Consider the following 14,116-nt stretch of genomic DNA (forward strand, 5'->3'; position numbering starts at 1 on the left):
GTCGTTCGACGTCTGTGACTGTGACGGCGAAGGGGGCCGGAACGTGCGTGACGGAGCGTTGCGGAAGTGTCTCGATGAGGGCACGGAGCAGGCCTGTCGAGACCGGTGGGTGACCCTCCGTTGACCTACGACACGATGTCCTTGCGCGCGAAACCGCGGAAGGCCAGCGCGAACAGCACGAGCGCGTACGTTACGGAAATCGCGCTGCCCTGGATCATGCTGGACCACTCGGGGTTGGGCTGAACGGCGTCGGCCCAGGCGTAGTTCCAGTGCGCGGGCAGGAAGTGCCGCCAGTCGCCGAGGGCGGTCACCTGGTCGAGGACGTTGCCGACGATGGTCAGGCCGACCGCGCCGCCGACCGCCCCGAGGGGCGCGTCCGTCTTGGTGGACAGCCAGAACGCGAGGCCGGCGGTGACCAGTTGGGAGACGAAGATGAACCCCACGACCACCACGAGCTGCTGCGCCGCCGTGCCCGCGTCCACCGCGCCGCCGGTCGGCAGCTGCAGCGGACCCCACCCGTAGGCGGCGACGCCGACGGCCAGCGCGACCAGCGGCAGCACGATCATCGCGGCGAGACTGAGGCCGAGGCCGACGACGAGCTTGGACCACAGCAGCCGGGCGCGTGGCACGGGTGCGGCGAGCAGATAGCGCAGGGAGGACCAGCCGGCCTCCGAGGCGACCGTGTCCCCGCAGAACAGGGCGACCGGGATCACCAGCAGGAAGCCCGCGGAGACGAACAGGTTCACCGCGGCGAAGTTGGCGGCGGACCGGGTGGCCGTGTCCAGCAGCGTGATCCGCTCGCCGCCGCCGCTGTCCGGCTCGCCGCCGATCGCGAAGGCGACGACCAGCACGAACGGCAGGGCGGCGAGGATCGCGAACATCACCAGCGTGCGGCGCCGCTTGAGCTGGCGGAGCAGCTCGACGCGGAGCGGCAGGGTGCGGCCCGGGCGGTAGCCGGACGCCGTTTCGGCGCGCTCGACGAGCGGCTCGGGGCGGCCGGTCTCTTCGGAGCGGCCGGTTCCCTCGGTGAGCGTGCTCATGCGGAGCCTCCGATCAGGGTGAGGAAGGCGTCTTCGAGGCGGCGGTGCGGGCCGACCGAGTGGACGGGGATGTCGAGGCGGACGAGTTCGGCGACCAGGCGCTGTGCTGTGCCGCCACCGTCGAGCCTGATCAGCAGGCCGTCGTCGGTGGCCACGGCCGAGGTGACGCCCGGCAGCGCCGCGACCTTCTCCACGACGGGCCCCTCCACGGGCGTAGTGGTGCCGACGAGGAGGGTGTCGCCGGAGCCGATGATCTCCCCGACCTGGCCCGCCTGCACGAGTCGGCCCCGGTCCATGACCACGAGGTGGGTGCAGGACTGCTCGACCTCCGCCAGCAGATGGCTGGAGACGATCACCGTGCGTCCGGCCGCGGCGTACCGGATCAGCACCTCGCGCATCTCGCGGATCTGCGGCGGGTCGAGGCCGTTGGTCGGCTCGTCGAGGATGAGCAGGTCCGGCAGGCCGAGCATGGCCTGGGCGATGGCGAGGCGCTGGCGCATGCCCTGCGAGTAGGTGCGCACCGCGCGGGCGAGGGCGTCGCCGAGGCCCGCGATCTCCAGGGCCTCCTCGATGTGCGCGTCCCCGGCGGGGCGGCCGGTCGCGGCCCAGTACAGCTCCAGGTTCTCCCGGCCGGACAGATGCGGCAGGAAGCCCGCGCCCTCGACGAAGGCGCCGACCCGGGACAGCACCGGGGAGCCCGGCCGGATGGCGTGGCCGAAGACCCGGATCTCGCCGCCGTCCGGGGTGATCAGGCCCATCAGCATGCGCAGGGTCGTGGTCTTGCCCGCGCCGTTCGGTCCGAGAAGGCCCAGCACCTGGCCCTTCTCAACGCGGAAGGACAGGTCCTTGACCGCGTAACGGTCGGACGACTTCGAGTACCGCTTGCTCAAGTCCGTGATCTGGAGCGGTACTTCGGCGAGTGCGGGGTCCGGCGGCGCGGACGCGGTGCGGCGGCGGGCGGTCAGCAGCAGGGCCAGGGCGATGACGGCGCCCGCGATCGGCAGCCACCACACCCAGGACGGCAGCGGGGCCGCGGCCGTGCTCACGCCGGAGGCCGTCGGCACCGACAGGTCACCCTTCAGGGAGACGGTGTACGTCGCCGGGGCCGCCGGTGAGGCGTAGCCGAGGTCCGTGGAGGAGAGGACCAGGCGCAGACGGTGGCCCTTGTCGACGTTGTGGTCGATGGCGGGCAGCGTGATCGTGACGTCCTTGCCGGCCTTGGCGTCCGTCACCCTCAGGGGCGTCACCAGCTGGGACGGCAGTACCTGCTGGGTGCCGTCGGGGCCGACGTCGTACACCTTGCCGAAGAGGACGGCGTCGTCGCTGGTGGACTTGACGTGGACGGTGGCCGTCGGCGAGCCGGTGATGCGGAGGTCGTCGCCGACGGGGGCCGACTGGAAGGCGGCGTACTGGCCGGGGAAGTCCAGCGAGATGCCGACGCCGAGCGAGGAGAGCTGGGCGAGTCCGCCGCCGCTGAGGCCGGGCAGGGCGGAGATGGCGGGCGGGTTGGCGCCGGCCGGGTTGTCGAAGGTCTGCTCGCGGCCGGTCAGGGCGACGGACTTCTGGCCGCTCTCCAGGCCCGGGTAGGTGTCGGCGCTCGCGCCGCGCAGTGTGGCCTCGCCGTCGGTGGAGTCGACGCCGCCGGTGCGGGTGACGCGGAAGGCGGGGCCGGTGTCGGCGCTCTTGTCGTCCTTGAGGTAGCGGTCGAACCAGGAGTTCACGCGCGCGTTGAGCCGGCTCGCCTCCAGGTCGCCGCCGTCGTGGCCGCCGGAGATCCAGTCGACGTCGACGGGGGCGCCATTGGCGCGGATGGCCTTCGCCGCCGCGTCGGCCTGGCCGAGCGGGAAGAGGGAGTCCGTCTGGCCCTGCATCAGCAGCGTGGGCACCTTGATGCGGTCGCCGACAGCCGACGGTGAGCGCTCCTCAAGCAGCTGCCGTGCCTCGGTGTCCGGGGTGCCGGACTCGGCGACCCGGTCGTACATCTCGCAGAGCCGCGTCTCGAACTTGTCGCAGCCGCCCGCCGTGTTGAAGAAGACGCCCGCCCACAGCTTCTTGAAGACGCCGTTCGGGAACAGGGCGTCCGCGAGGTTCCAGTAGGTGATCGCCGGGGCGATGGCGTCCACCCGGTCGTCGTACCCGGCGCCGAGGAGCGAGATCGCGCCGCCGTACGAGGCTCCCGCCATGCCCACGCGCGGGTCACCGGTCTTGTCGAGCTGGACCTGCGGCTGCTTCGCCAGCCAGTCGATCAGCCGGGAGACGTCGGCGACCTCGGCCTTCGGGTCGTTCAGGCCGACCTTGCCCGTCGACTTGCCGAAGCTGCGGGCCGACCAGGTCAGCACCGCGTAGCCGTCGGCGGCGAGGTCCTCGGCCTGCCCGCGTACGTCGTCCTTGCTGCCGCCGAAGCCGTGCGCCAGCAGAACGGCGGGGCGGCGGCCGTCCGCGCCGGAGGTGAAGTACGAGGTGTCGATGCGCACCCCGTCACCCACGGCCATGACCCGGTCGGCGCGGTGCACCGCGGGCGCGTCGTCGGAGGCGACGGCCGTCCACGTACCGGCGCCGGCGAGGACGACAACGGCGGCCGCGGCGGCAAGAATCCGCCGCGGCCGCCCTGGCCCACGCAGTCCGGGCAGTCGAAGATCCATGCGTCAACGGTACGCGGCCAACCTGTCGGCCCCCGACAGCTTCTGGGCGGAACCCCCTGACCTCCCAGGGGCGTACACGCACCGTCCCGTATACCGCGCCCGTGGTACGCGCACCGTGCTACAAGAACCGCTGTTCGAAGCACCACTCGATCCATTGAAAGATCACGACACGGCGGGTTTCCGGGGGCGCCCCGGCAGATCCTTGAAGGTCTGCCCCCTTCGCGAACGGAGACGCCCTGTGCGCATCACTGACATCCAGCGCTGCGAGGTCCGGCCCGGACGACTCGTCGAGTGGACGCTCAGTCCGGCGACCGTGGAGGCGGCGGCGGGCCTGCCGGACGACGCCCGGCGGCCGGCGTACATCCAGGAGTCGCACATCAAAACGGCGCGAAGCGTGCGGGAGGACGGCCTGTTCGTGCCGACCTGGCTCGGTACGGCCTTCGACATCCCGGGCCGGGTCGACCTGGACGCGCTGCAGGACGCGCTGCGGGGCTGGACCCTGAGGCACGAGACGCTGCGCAGCGGCTTCAGGCCGGACGGCGACGCGCTGCGGCGCTTCACCCTCGCCCCGGGTGCCGTGTCCCTGCACCGCGAGGACGTCGGCGACTTCCCCGACGCGGCCGGACTGGTCCAGCACCTCCAGGACCGCTTCGACACGACGGCGGACGCGCTGCGCTGGCCGAACCTCATGTACGCGGCGGTCGTCCGCTCCGACTCCACCAGCGTGTACATGGCCTTCGACCACAGCAACGTCGACTCCTACTCGATCCAGCGCATCCCCGCCGAGATCCACGAGCTGTACACGACCGGCGTCGAGGGCGGTCCGGCTCCGCGGGACCCGGTCAGCAGCTACGTCGACTTCTGCGAGATCGAGCGGGCGGACGCCGACCGGATCGACGAGAGCCACGAAGTCGTCGCCCGCTGGCGGGAGTTCATCCGCCGCTGCGACGGCAGGCTGCCGAACTTCCCCGTCGATCTCGGCCTGGACCCCGACGCCGGGCTGCCCACCCAGAAGCTGATGCGGGAGTCGCTCGTGGACGCGGACGACGCCGCCGCCTTCGAGGCGTACTGCCGGCCCTACGGCGGCAGCCTCGTCGGCGTCCTGGCCGCCACCGGCCTCATCGTCCGGGAGCTCGGCGGTCAGTCCGTCTACCGCACGGTCGTGCCCTTCCACACCCGGGTGAAGTCCCACTGGTCGGACACCGTGGGCTGGTTCGTGGGCGGCGCCCCGATCGAGGTGTCCCTGACGCCGGACCTGGACTTCCCGGCCGCCCTGAAGGCCGTACGCGCCGAGATGCACGCCAACCGCTTCCTGGCCCGCATGCCCATCGCCCGGGTGCTGCGGCTGCTCGGCTCCGACTTCCGTCCGACCTCGCCCGACCTGTACTCCATCGTCTCCTTCGTCGACGGCCGGGACCTGCCCCGCTCCGCGGACTGGTCCGAGCTGGCGGCGTACGGACTGCTGCGGGTGTCCTACGGCGACCAGGTGTGCGTCTGGATCAACCGGCTCCACGAGGGCCTGTGGTTCGCGAGCCGCTATCCGGACACCGACGTCGCGCACAAGAACATGCGGTTGTACGTCGAGCGGCTGCGGGACCTGATCCGGTCGGTGCCGCGGGCGGGCGGCCGGTGACATGACTGAGCCCGGGCACCGCACGTGCCCGAGCTCAGGTATGTGACTCAGTGGTTGCGCGGGAAGCCCAGGTCCACGCCGGCCGGGGCGTCGGCCGGGTCGGGCCAGCGGGTGGTGACGACCTTGCCGCGGGTGTAGAAGTGCGTGCCGTCGTTGCCGTAGATGTGGTGGTCGCCGAAGAGCGAGTCCTTCCAGCCGCCGAAGCTGTGGTAGCCGACGGGGACCGGGATCGGGACGTTCACGCCGACCATGCCGGCCTCGATCTCCAGCTGGAAGCGGCGGGCGGCGCCGCCGTCCCGGGTGAAGATCGCGGTGCCGTTGCCGAAGGGCGAGTTGTTGATCAGCTCCACGCCCTGCTCGTAGGTGTCCACGCGCAGGACGCACAGCACCGGGCCGAAGATCTCGTCCCGGTACGCGTCCGAGCCCGGCGGCACCTTGTCGAGCAGCGAGATGCCGATCCAGTGACCGTCCTCATAGCCCTCGACCGTGAAGTCGGTGCCGTCGAGCACGACCTTCGCGTACTGCGCCGGGGCGCCCTTCACATACGACGCCACCTTGTCGCGGTGGGCCTTCGTGATCAGCGGGCCCATCTCGGAGGTGGGGTCGTTGCCGGGGCCGATCTTGATCTTCTCGGCGCGCTCGCGGATCTTCTCCACCAGCTCGTCGCCGATCGCGCCGACGGCCACGACCGCGGAGATCGCCATGCAGCGCTCGCCCGCGGAGCCGTACGCCGCCGACACCGCCGCGTCCGCCGCCGCGTCCAGGTCGGCGTCCGGCAGGACGAGCATGTGGTTCTTGGCGCCGCCGAGCGCCTGGACGCGCTTGTGGTTGGCGGAGGCGGTGGTGTGGATGTAGCGGGCGATGGGGGTGGAGCCGACGAAGGAGATCGCCTTGACGTCGGGGTGCTCCAGCAGGCGGTCCACGGCCACCTTGTCGCCGTGGACGACGTTGAAGACGCCGTCGGGCAGCCCGGCTTCCGCCAGCAGCTCGGCGAGCTTCATCGACGCCGACGGGTCCTTCTCGGACGGCTTCAGCACGAAGGTGTTGCCGCACGCGATGGCCATCGGGAACATCCACATCGGGACCATCGCCGGGAAGTTGAACGGCGTGATGCCCGCGACGACGCCCAGCGGCTGGCGGATGGAGGCGACGTCCACGCGGCTGGCGACCTGCGTCGACAGCTCGCCCTTCAGCTGCACGTTGATGCCGCAGGCCAGGTCGACGATCTCCAGGCCGCGCGCGACCTCGCCGAGCGCGTCGGAGTGCACCTTGCCGTGCTCGGCGGTGATCAGCTCGGCGATCGCGTCCCGATTGGCGTCGAGCAGCGCCCGGAACTTGAACAGGATGTTGGTGCGCTGGGCCAGCGAGGACTGGCCCCAGGTCACGTAGGCCTCCTTGGCGGCCTGCACCGCCGCGTCCACCTCGTCGACCGAGGCGAACGCGACCTTCGTGGTGACCGCGCCGGTGGCAGGGTCGGTGACCGGCCCGTACGTACCCGACGCGCCGTCGACGGTCTTGCCGCCGATCCAGTGGTTGACGATCTTCGTCATGGCGGAGCTCCAGTCATTCCTTCACAGATGGCGGCGTCGGGCGTTGACGTGCCGGTCGTACTCCTCGCGGGCCTTCACGGCCGACGAACGGGTCGCGGTCTCGGCCACAGGTACATCCCACCAGGCCTGCGCCGGAGGCGGGCCCGACACTGTGTATGCCGTTTCGGTCTCGACGTAGACACATGTGGGAGTGTCGGCGGCGCGCGCCTCGGCGAGCGCCTCGTGCAGGTCGGCGACGGTCTTCGCGCGCAGCACGCGCATGCCGAGGCTGGCCGCGTTGGCGGCGAGATCCACCGGCAGCGGGGCGCCGGAGAACGTCCCGTCGCCGGCGCGGAAGCGGTAGGCGGTGCCGAACCGCTCGGCGCCGGTCTCCTCCGACAGGCCGCCGATGGACGCGTACCCGTGGTTCTGCAAGAGCACCATCTTGATCGCGACGCCCTCCTGTACGGCCGTGACGATCTCCGTCGGCATCATCAGGTAGGTGCCGTCGCCGACCAGCGCCCATACGGGACGGTCGGGCGCCGCCAGCTTCACGCCGATCGCGGCCGGGATCTCGTAGCCCATGCAGGAGTAGCCGTACTCCAGGTGGTACTGGTCCGCCGACCGCGCCCGCCACAGCTTGTGCAGGTCGCCCGGGAGCGAGCCGGCCGCGTTGATGATGATGTCCGACTCGTCGACGATGGCGTCCAGCGCGCCGATGACCTGCGGCTGCGTCGGCCGGACATCGGGCTCGTCGGCCTCGAAGCAGGCGTCGACGCGCTGCTCCCAGCGCTCCTTGTCCTCGCTGTACTCGGTGACGTACCCGTCGGGGACCCGGTGGCCGTGCATGCCCAGGGACTGGGTGAGTTCCTGGAGGCCGCTGCGGGCGTCCGCGATCAGCGGCAGACCGGAGAGCTTGTGGCCGTCGTACGGGGCGATGTTGAGGTTGAGGAAGCGGACGTTCTCGCCGGTGAAGAGGGTGCCGGAGGCCGTGGTGAAGTCGGTGTAGCGGGTGCCGACGCCGATCACCAGGTCGGCGGTGCGGGCGAGTTCGTCGGCGGTGGCGGTGCCGGTGTGGCCGACGGCGCCGACGTCCTGCGGGTGGTCGAAGCGCAGGGAGCCCTTGCCCGCCTGGGTGGAGGCGACCGGGATGCCGGTGGTGCGGGCGAACTCCTCCAGCGCCTCCTCGGCACGGCTGTGGTGGACACCGCCGCCCGCGACGACGAGGGGCCGCCGGGCGGCGCGGATCGCGTTCACGGCCTCGGCGAGTTCGGTCGGATCGGCGCCCGGCCGTCGTACGACCCAGGTGCGCTCGGCGAAGAACTCGTCCGGCCAGTCATAGGCCTCGGCCTGGACGTCCTGGGGCATCGCGAGGGTCACCGCGCCGGTCTCCACCGGGTCGGTGAGCACGCGCATCGCCTGCAGGGCCGCCGGGATCAGGGCCTCGGGGCGGTGGATCCGGTCGAAGTACCTCGACACCGGGCGGAGGCTGTCGTTGACCGAGATGTCGCCCGCGTACGGCACTTCGAGCTGCTGGAGGACCGGGTCGGCGGGGCGGGTGGCGAAGATGTCGCCGGGGAGGAGCAGCACCGGAAGGTGGTTGATGGTGGCGAGGGCGGCGCCCGTGACCAGGTTGGTCGCGCCCGGGCCGATGGAGGTCGTCACCGCGTGCGTGGACAGGCGGTTGGACTGGCGGGCGTAACCGATCGCCGCGTGCACCATGGACTGCTCGTTGCGGCCCTGGTGGTACGGCATGTCATCGGCGTACTCGAGCAGCGCCTGGCCGAGCCCGGCGACGTTGCCGTGGCCGAAGATGCCCCAGGTGGCGTCGATGAGCCGGTGCCGTATGCCGTCCCGCTCCGTGTACTGGACGGACAGGAAGCGCACCAGCGCCTGCGCGACCGTCAGCCTCGTCGTTGAGGTCATCGGTAACCCTCCGTGTGGTCCGGGTGGAAGCAGATCCGCCACTCCCGAGTCTCGCCGGGCCCCGCCATGACGTTCAGGTAGTACATGTCGTGGCCGGGCTGGGCGATCGACGGGCCGTGCCATCCGTCGGGGACGAGGACGGCGTCTCCGGAGCGGACCTCCGCGAGGACGTCGGATCCGCCCTCACGGGAGGGGAATACGCGCTGATAGCCGAAGCCGTTCGGGCCGTCGATCTCGAAGTAGTAGATCTCCTCGAGCTCCGCTTCCTCGCCGGGCCGGTTCTCATCGTGCTTGTGCGGCGGATACGAGGACCAGTTGCCGCCGGGTGTGATCACCTCGACCGCGATGAGCTTGTCGCATTCGAACGCGTCGGCGGAGGCGAAGTTGCGCACATGGCGTGTGCGGTTGCCGCTGCCGCGCTGCTCGACGGGAACCTCCGGCGCGGGGCCGTAGCGGGCGGGGAGTCGTCGCTCGCACTTCGCTCCTGCCAGGGCGAAGCGGCCTCCCGCGCCGGAGGCGATCTGTACCCGGGCGTCTCGGGGCGCGTACGCGAAGTCGGTGACCGACGCGAACACGCTCTCCCTGCCCAGGAGTTGGAATACCTCGTCCTCCACTTGCACCGTACAGCCACCGCTCAGCGGCACCACGATCCACTCGCTGTCACCGGTGGTGAAGGTGTGCGAACCACCCGCCTCCAGCTCGACGATCCGCAGACTGGAGTGGGTCCAGCCGGCCAGCTTGGGGTCGATGTCGAGCGCGTAGTGCGGGTCGGCGGTGGCGCCCTTCGGGACGTACAACTCGTTGCTCATGCGGCCCTCACAGCAGTCCTACGGCGGTGTCCACGGCGGCGGCCACATCGCCGTCCGCCGGATACAGCAGCGAACGGCCGACCACCAGGCCCTGGACGGTGGGCAGTTGGAGGGCGCCGCGCCATTTCTCGTACGCGCCGTCCTGATCGTCCCCAACATCGCCGCCCAGCAGCACGGCCGGGAGGGTGGAGGTCTCCATGACCCGGGCCATGTCGTCCGGGTTGTCGGTGACGGGGACCTTCAGCCAGGTGTACGCCGAGGTGCCGCCCAGGCCGGAGGCGATGGCGATCGACTTGGTGACGGCGTCGGCGGAGAGATCGTTGCGGAGCTTTCCCTCGGGCGTCCGACGGCTGATGAACGGCTCGACGAACACGGGGAGCCCGCGGGCCGCCATGTCGTCGATCGCGCGGGCCGTGGACTCCAGGGTGGTGAGGGAGCCCGGGTCGTCGAAGTCGATCCGCAGGAGCAGCTTGCCCGCGTCGAAACCGAGGCGCTCGATGTCCTCGGGGCGGTGGCCGGTGAAGCGGTCGTCGAGTTCGAAGGAGGCGCCCTGGAGGCCGCCGCGGTTCATCGAGCCCATGACGACCTTGCCGTCCAGGGCGCCGAGCAGCAGCAGGTCGTCCAGGATGTCGGCGGTCGCGAGGACGCCGTCGACGCCAGGTCTGGCGAGGGCCAGGCAGAGGCGTTCCAGCAGATCGGCGCGGTTGGCCATGGCGAACTTGCGGTCGCCGACGCTGAGCGCGCCGCGGGCGGGGTGATCGGCGGCGACGATCATCAGCCGGCCCGAGTCGCTCATCAGCGGCCGGCGGATGCGGCGGGCGGCCGCTTCGGCGATCGCCTCGGGGTGGCGGCTGCGGGTGCGGACCAGCGCCTCGATGTCGACGGTCACAGAACGGCTCCCGCGGTGAGGGCGGCTTCCACTTCGGCGGGGGTCGGCATGGCGGACGAGCACTCCAGTCGGGAGGCGACGATGGCACCGGCGGCGTTGGCGTGCCGCATGATCTTCTCCAGGTCCCAGCCTTCGAGGAGGCCGTGGCAGAGGGACCCGCCGAAGGCATCGCCGGCGCCGAGGCCGTTGAGGACGGTCACGGGAAGGGGCGGGACTTCGGCGCTCTCGCCCTTGCTGTTGACGGCGAGGACGCCCTTGGGGCCCTGCTTGACGACGGCCAGTTCGACGCCCGCGTCCAGGAGGGCGCGGGCGGCTGCGTGCGGTTCGCGGACGCCGGTGGCTACCTCCACCTCGTCGAGGTTGCCGACCGCGACGGTGGTGTGGCGCAGGGCCTCGGTGTAGAAGGGGCGGGCTTCGGCCGGGTCGGCCCAGAACATGGGGCGCCAGTCGAGGTCGAAGACCGTCGTACCGGCCTTGGCGCGGTGGGCGAGGGCCGCGAGGGTCGCCGTACGGCTCGGCTCCTCGCTCAGGCCCGTGCCGGTCACCCAGAAGACGCTCGCGTCGCGGATCGCGTCGAGGTCGAGCTCATGGGCGTCGATCTCCAGGTCCGGGGCCTTGGGGCGGCGGTAGAAGTACAGCGGGAAGTCGTCCGGCGGGAAGACCTCGCAGAAGGTGACGGGGGTGGGCAGTCCGGCGACCGGGGTGACCCAGCGGTCGTCGACGCCGAAGTCCCGCAACGCCTCGTGGAGGTAGGTGCCGAACGGGTCGTCGCCGGTACGGGTGATCACGGCGGTACGGCGGCCGAGGCGGGCCGCGGCGACCGCGACGTTCGTCGCCGAGCCGCCGAGGAACTTGCCGAAGGACGTCACCTGCGGCAGCGGGACACCCGTCTGCAGCGGATAGAGGTCCACGCCGATCCGCCCCATGGTGATCAGGTCGTACGCCATCGCGTTCCCTTCGTATCGGCTCTCTCCGGCTTTCTAGACCCCGATGGCGAGCCCTGTCAATGTTTTGTCCAGACATTCGGACCAGACCTTGACAGGCCCCGCCGTGCGACCGGAAGCTGGCGGCCATGACTTCGTTGTCACCACAGTCCTCACTGTCCCGCATCCGGGTCGGGTCGGCGCCCGACTCCTGGGGTGTGTGGTTCCCCGATGACCCGCAGCAGGTTCCCTGGCAGCGCTTCCTGGACGAGGTCGCGCAGTCCGGCTACGAGTGGATCGAGCTCGGCCCGTACGGCTATCTGCCGACCGACCCCGCCGTGCTCACCCAGGAGACCGCGAGGCGTGGCCTCAAGGTGTCGGCCGGGACGGTCTTCACGGGGCTGCATCACGGTGAGGCCGTGTGGGACAAGACGTGGGCGCATGTCGCGGACAACGCGGTGCTCGCGCAGGCCATGGGGGCGAAGCATCTGGTCGTCATCCCGTCCTTCTGGCGGGACGACAAGACCGGTGAGGTCCTGGAGCCGAGTTCTCTGACGGCCGAGCAGTGGCGGAACCTCGCCTCGCTGACCGAGCGGCTGGGGCGTCGGGTGCGGGAGGAGTACGGCCTGCGGATCGTCGTCCACCCGCACGCCGACACGCACATCGACTCCGAGGAGAACGTCGTCCGCTTCCTCGACGCGACCGACTCCGACCTGGTGTCGCTGTGCCTGGACACCGGGCACTACGCGTACTGCGGTGGGGACAGCGTCAAGCTCATCGAGACGTACGGTTCGCGGATCGGGTATCTGCATCTCAAGCAGGTGGATCCGGAGATCCTGGCGCAGGTGCGGGCGGAGGGGACGCCGTTCGGGCCCGCGGTGGCGCGGGGTGTGATGTGCGAACCGCCCTCCGGGGTGCCGGCGTTGGGGCCTGTGCTGGAGGCTGCGCAGCGGCTGGATGTGGATCTGTTCGCGATCGTGGAGCAGGACATGTATCCGTGTGCGGCGGATGTGCCGTTGCCTATTGCGGTGCGGACGCGGGCGTTTTTGAGGTCTTGCGGGGCGTAGGGGCGCCTATTGGTGTGCCGGGTTGCGGGATTGGGCGACTGCGGGTTGTGGGGGTTGTTCGCGCAGTTCCCCGCGCCCCTATCGGGGCGCTGTACTGCAACGTCCTTAGGGGCGCGGGGAACTGCGCGACCAGCCCCCACCGGCTCGCGGCAAGCAACCCTCCTGTCACAAATACCCCTCTCGTGTCACACATGTCCCATGTTCGCGAGTCATCCGTCACACCCCGTACACAGGCCCTGACCCGCGCTCACTCTGCGTCGTTCACCGGACACAGGCTTTGTGATCGCCAGCGCAGCGCCCGGTACCCCCGACGGCCGTTCCCGGCTGCCGCCGCGGTGCGCGCAGGGAGGTGCACCTCATGACCGACCGACGGCTTTGGTCCTACAAGGAGATCGCGGCGCACATCCGGGTGCAGCCGGACACCGTGCGGTCCTACCGCAAGCACGGGCTGCTGCCGCCACCCGACCATGTGGAGGGCGGCAAACCCTACTGGTACGCGGACACCGTCCGGGCGTGGGTCGCCTCCCGCCCGGGCAACCGCGCCCGCAGAGAGGACTGAACGGCCCGCGCCTGCCCGGAAGGCGCGGCGCGTTCAGCTCCACGGCTCGATGACCGTCACCCCCGCTCCCGGTGCCGTACCCATCGCGGCGAGGGCCGACGGTGTCGCGTCCAGCGTGATGGTGGAGGTGACCAGGAGGTCGGGGCGCAGGACGCCGGTCCGGACCAGCTCCAGCATGGGCGGGTAGGTGTGCGCCGCCATGCCGTGGCTGCCGAGGAGTTCCAGTTCCAGGGCGATCGCTCGGGCCATCGGGACCGGGGTGGTGCCCGTGGGCGACGGGAGCAGACCTACCTGGACGTGCCGGCCCCGGCGGCGCAGGCCGTTCACGGAGGCGGCGCAGGTCGCGGGGGCGCCGAGGGCGTCCAGGGAGAGGTGGGCGCCGCCGCCCGTGAGGTCGCGGACCGCCGCCGCCGTGTCCGGCGTCCCCGTCCCGTCCACGCACTCCGCCGCCCCGAACTTCCTTGCCAGGTCCAGGGCCCCGGCGGATACGTCGACGGCGATCACCCTCGCCCCGGACGCCGCCGCGATCATCACCGCCGACAGGCCCACACCCCCGCAGCCGTGCACCGCGACCCACTCCCCCGCCGCGACCCTGCCCTGCTGCACCACCGCCCGGAACGCCGTCGCGAACCGGCAGCCCAGCGAGGCCGCCGTCGCGAACGACATGCCGTCGGGCACGGCGACGAGGTTGACGTCGGCGTGGTCCAGCGCGACGTACTCGGCGAACGAGCCCCAGTGAGTGAAGCCGGGCTGGGTCTGGCGCTCGCACACCTGCTGGTCGCCCGCCGCGCAGGATGCGCAGGTGCCGCAGGCGCACACGAAGGGGACGGTCACTCGGTCGCCGGGCCGCCATGCGGTCACCCGGTCGCCCACCGCCTCGATGACACCGGCGAGTTCATGGCCCGGGACGTGCGGGAGCGTGATGTCCTCGTCGTGGCCTTGCCAGCCGTGCCAGTCGCTGCGGCAGAGGCCGGTTGCTTCGACCCTTACGGTCACTCCGTGGGGGGCGGGGGTGGGGTCGGGGGCGTCGTCTCTGACCTCGGGGGGTTGTCCGTACCGCTCGAACATCACTGCGCGCATGTGCCTTGGCCTCCGGGGT

Annotated in this window: 11 protein-coding genes; 3 read left to right on the top strand and 8 right to left on the bottom strand. The window is 71.1% G+C overall.

The genetic code is table 11. From position 1 onward, the window contains the following. Window positions 1-125 precede the first annotated feature (125 nt). A complete protein-coding gene (locus KCH48_RS23490; RefSeq protein ID WP_210576670.1) occupies window positions 126-1,040 on the bottom strand; it encodes an ABC transporter permease in 915 nt (304 codons plus the stop codon). Then, on the bottom strand, window positions 1,037-3,682 hold the full coding sequence (locus KCH48_RS23495) for an alpha/beta fold hydrolase (protein ID WP_210576671.1): 2,646 nt from the start codon (window positions 3,680-3,682) through the stop codon (window positions 1,037-1,039). Before KCH48_RS23495 ends, KCH48_RS23490 begins: the two co-directional genes overlap by 4 nt. Window positions 3,683-3,920: 238 nt before the next feature. Between KCH48_RS23495 and KCH48_RS23500 the strand changes: the two genes are divergently transcribed. Beyond that, the gene (locus KCH48_RS23500) at window positions 3,921-5,315 is read left to right on the top strand and encodes a condensation domain-containing protein (RefSeq protein WP_210576672.1); all 1,395 of its coding nucleotides are present in this window, start codon (window positions 3,921-3,923) and stop codon (window positions 5,313-5,315) included. Window positions 5,316-5,362: 47 nt separating this feature from the next. On the opposite strand, the gene mmsA is transcribed toward KCH48_RS23500, so the two are convergent. Genes mmsA through iolC form a run of 5 tightly spaced genes read right to left on the bottom strand, consistent with a single transcriptional unit; the run spans window position 5,363 to window position 11,415 of the window. Beyond that, the gene (gene mmsA / locus KCH48_RS23505; RefSeq protein ID WP_210576673.1) at window positions 5,363-6,865 is read right to left on the bottom strand and encodes a CoA-acylating methylmalonate-semialdehyde dehydrogenase; all 1,503 of its coding nucleotides are present in this window, start codon (window positions 6,863-6,865) and stop codon (window positions 5,363-5,365) included. A gap of 21 nt (window positions 6,866-6,886) precedes the next feature. After that, window positions 6,887-8,770: a 3D-(3,5/4)-trihydroxycyclohexane-1,2-dione acylhydrolase (decyclizing) gene (gene iolD / locus KCH48_RS23510; protein WP_210576674.1), complete on the bottom strand. Its 1,884-nt coding sequence runs from the start codon at window positions 8,768-8,770 to the stop codon at window positions 6,887-6,889. After that, window positions 8,767-9,579, bottom strand: coding sequence for a 5-deoxy-glucuronate isomerase (gene iolB / locus KCH48_RS23515; protein ID WP_210576675.1), 813 nt, complete (start codon window positions 9,577-9,579; stop codon window positions 8,767-8,769). The genes iolD and iolB overlap by 4 nt, the downstream gene beginning before the upstream one ends. 7 nt (window positions 9,580-9,586) lie before the next feature. Further along, window positions 9,587-10,468: a deoxyribose-phosphate aldolase gene (locus KCH48_RS23520; protein ID WP_210576676.1), complete on the bottom strand. Its 882-nt coding sequence runs from the start codon at window positions 10,466-10,468 to the stop codon at window positions 9,587-9,589. Next, complete coding sequence (iolC, locus tag KCH48_RS23525; RefSeq protein ID WP_210576677.1) at window positions 10,465-11,415, bottom strand: 5-dehydro-2-deoxygluconokinase; 951 nt, start codon at window positions 11,413-11,415, stop codon at window positions 10,465-10,467. The genes KCH48_RS23520 and iolC overlap by 4 nt, the downstream gene beginning before the upstream one ends. A 125-nt stretch (window positions 11,416-11,540) precedes the next feature. Between iolC and KCH48_RS23530 the strand changes: the two genes are divergently transcribed. Together KCH48_RS23530 and KCH48_RS23535 are read left to right on the top strand one after the other, a co-directional pair. Next, a complete protein-coding gene (locus tag KCH48_RS23530; protein ID WP_210576678.1) occupies window positions 11,541-12,458 on the top strand; it encodes a sugar phosphate isomerase/epimerase in 918 nt (305 codons plus the stop codon). A 358-nt stretch (window positions 12,459-12,816) separates the two neighbouring features. Further along, window positions 12,817-13,017, top strand: coding sequence for an AlpA family transcriptional regulator (locus KCH48_RS23535; RefSeq protein ID WP_210576679.1), 201 nt, complete (start codon window positions 12,817-12,819; stop codon window positions 13,015-13,017). Window positions 13,018-13,050: 33 nt separating this feature from the next. Here the strand turns inward: KCH48_RS23535 and KCH48_RS23540 are convergent, their stop codons facing one another. Beyond that, window positions 13,051-14,097, bottom strand: coding sequence for a zinc-dependent alcohol dehydrogenase family protein (locus KCH48_RS23540; protein ID WP_210576680.1), 1,047 nt, complete (start codon window positions 14,095-14,097; stop codon window positions 13,051-13,053). Window positions 14,098-14,116: the final 19 nt, after the last annotated feature.

This window comes from Streptomyces sp. GESEQ-4 (genome assembly GCF_017948455.1).
Classification (GTDB): domain Bacteria; phylum Actinomycetota; class Actinomycetes; order Streptomycetales; family Streptomycetaceae; genus Streptomyces.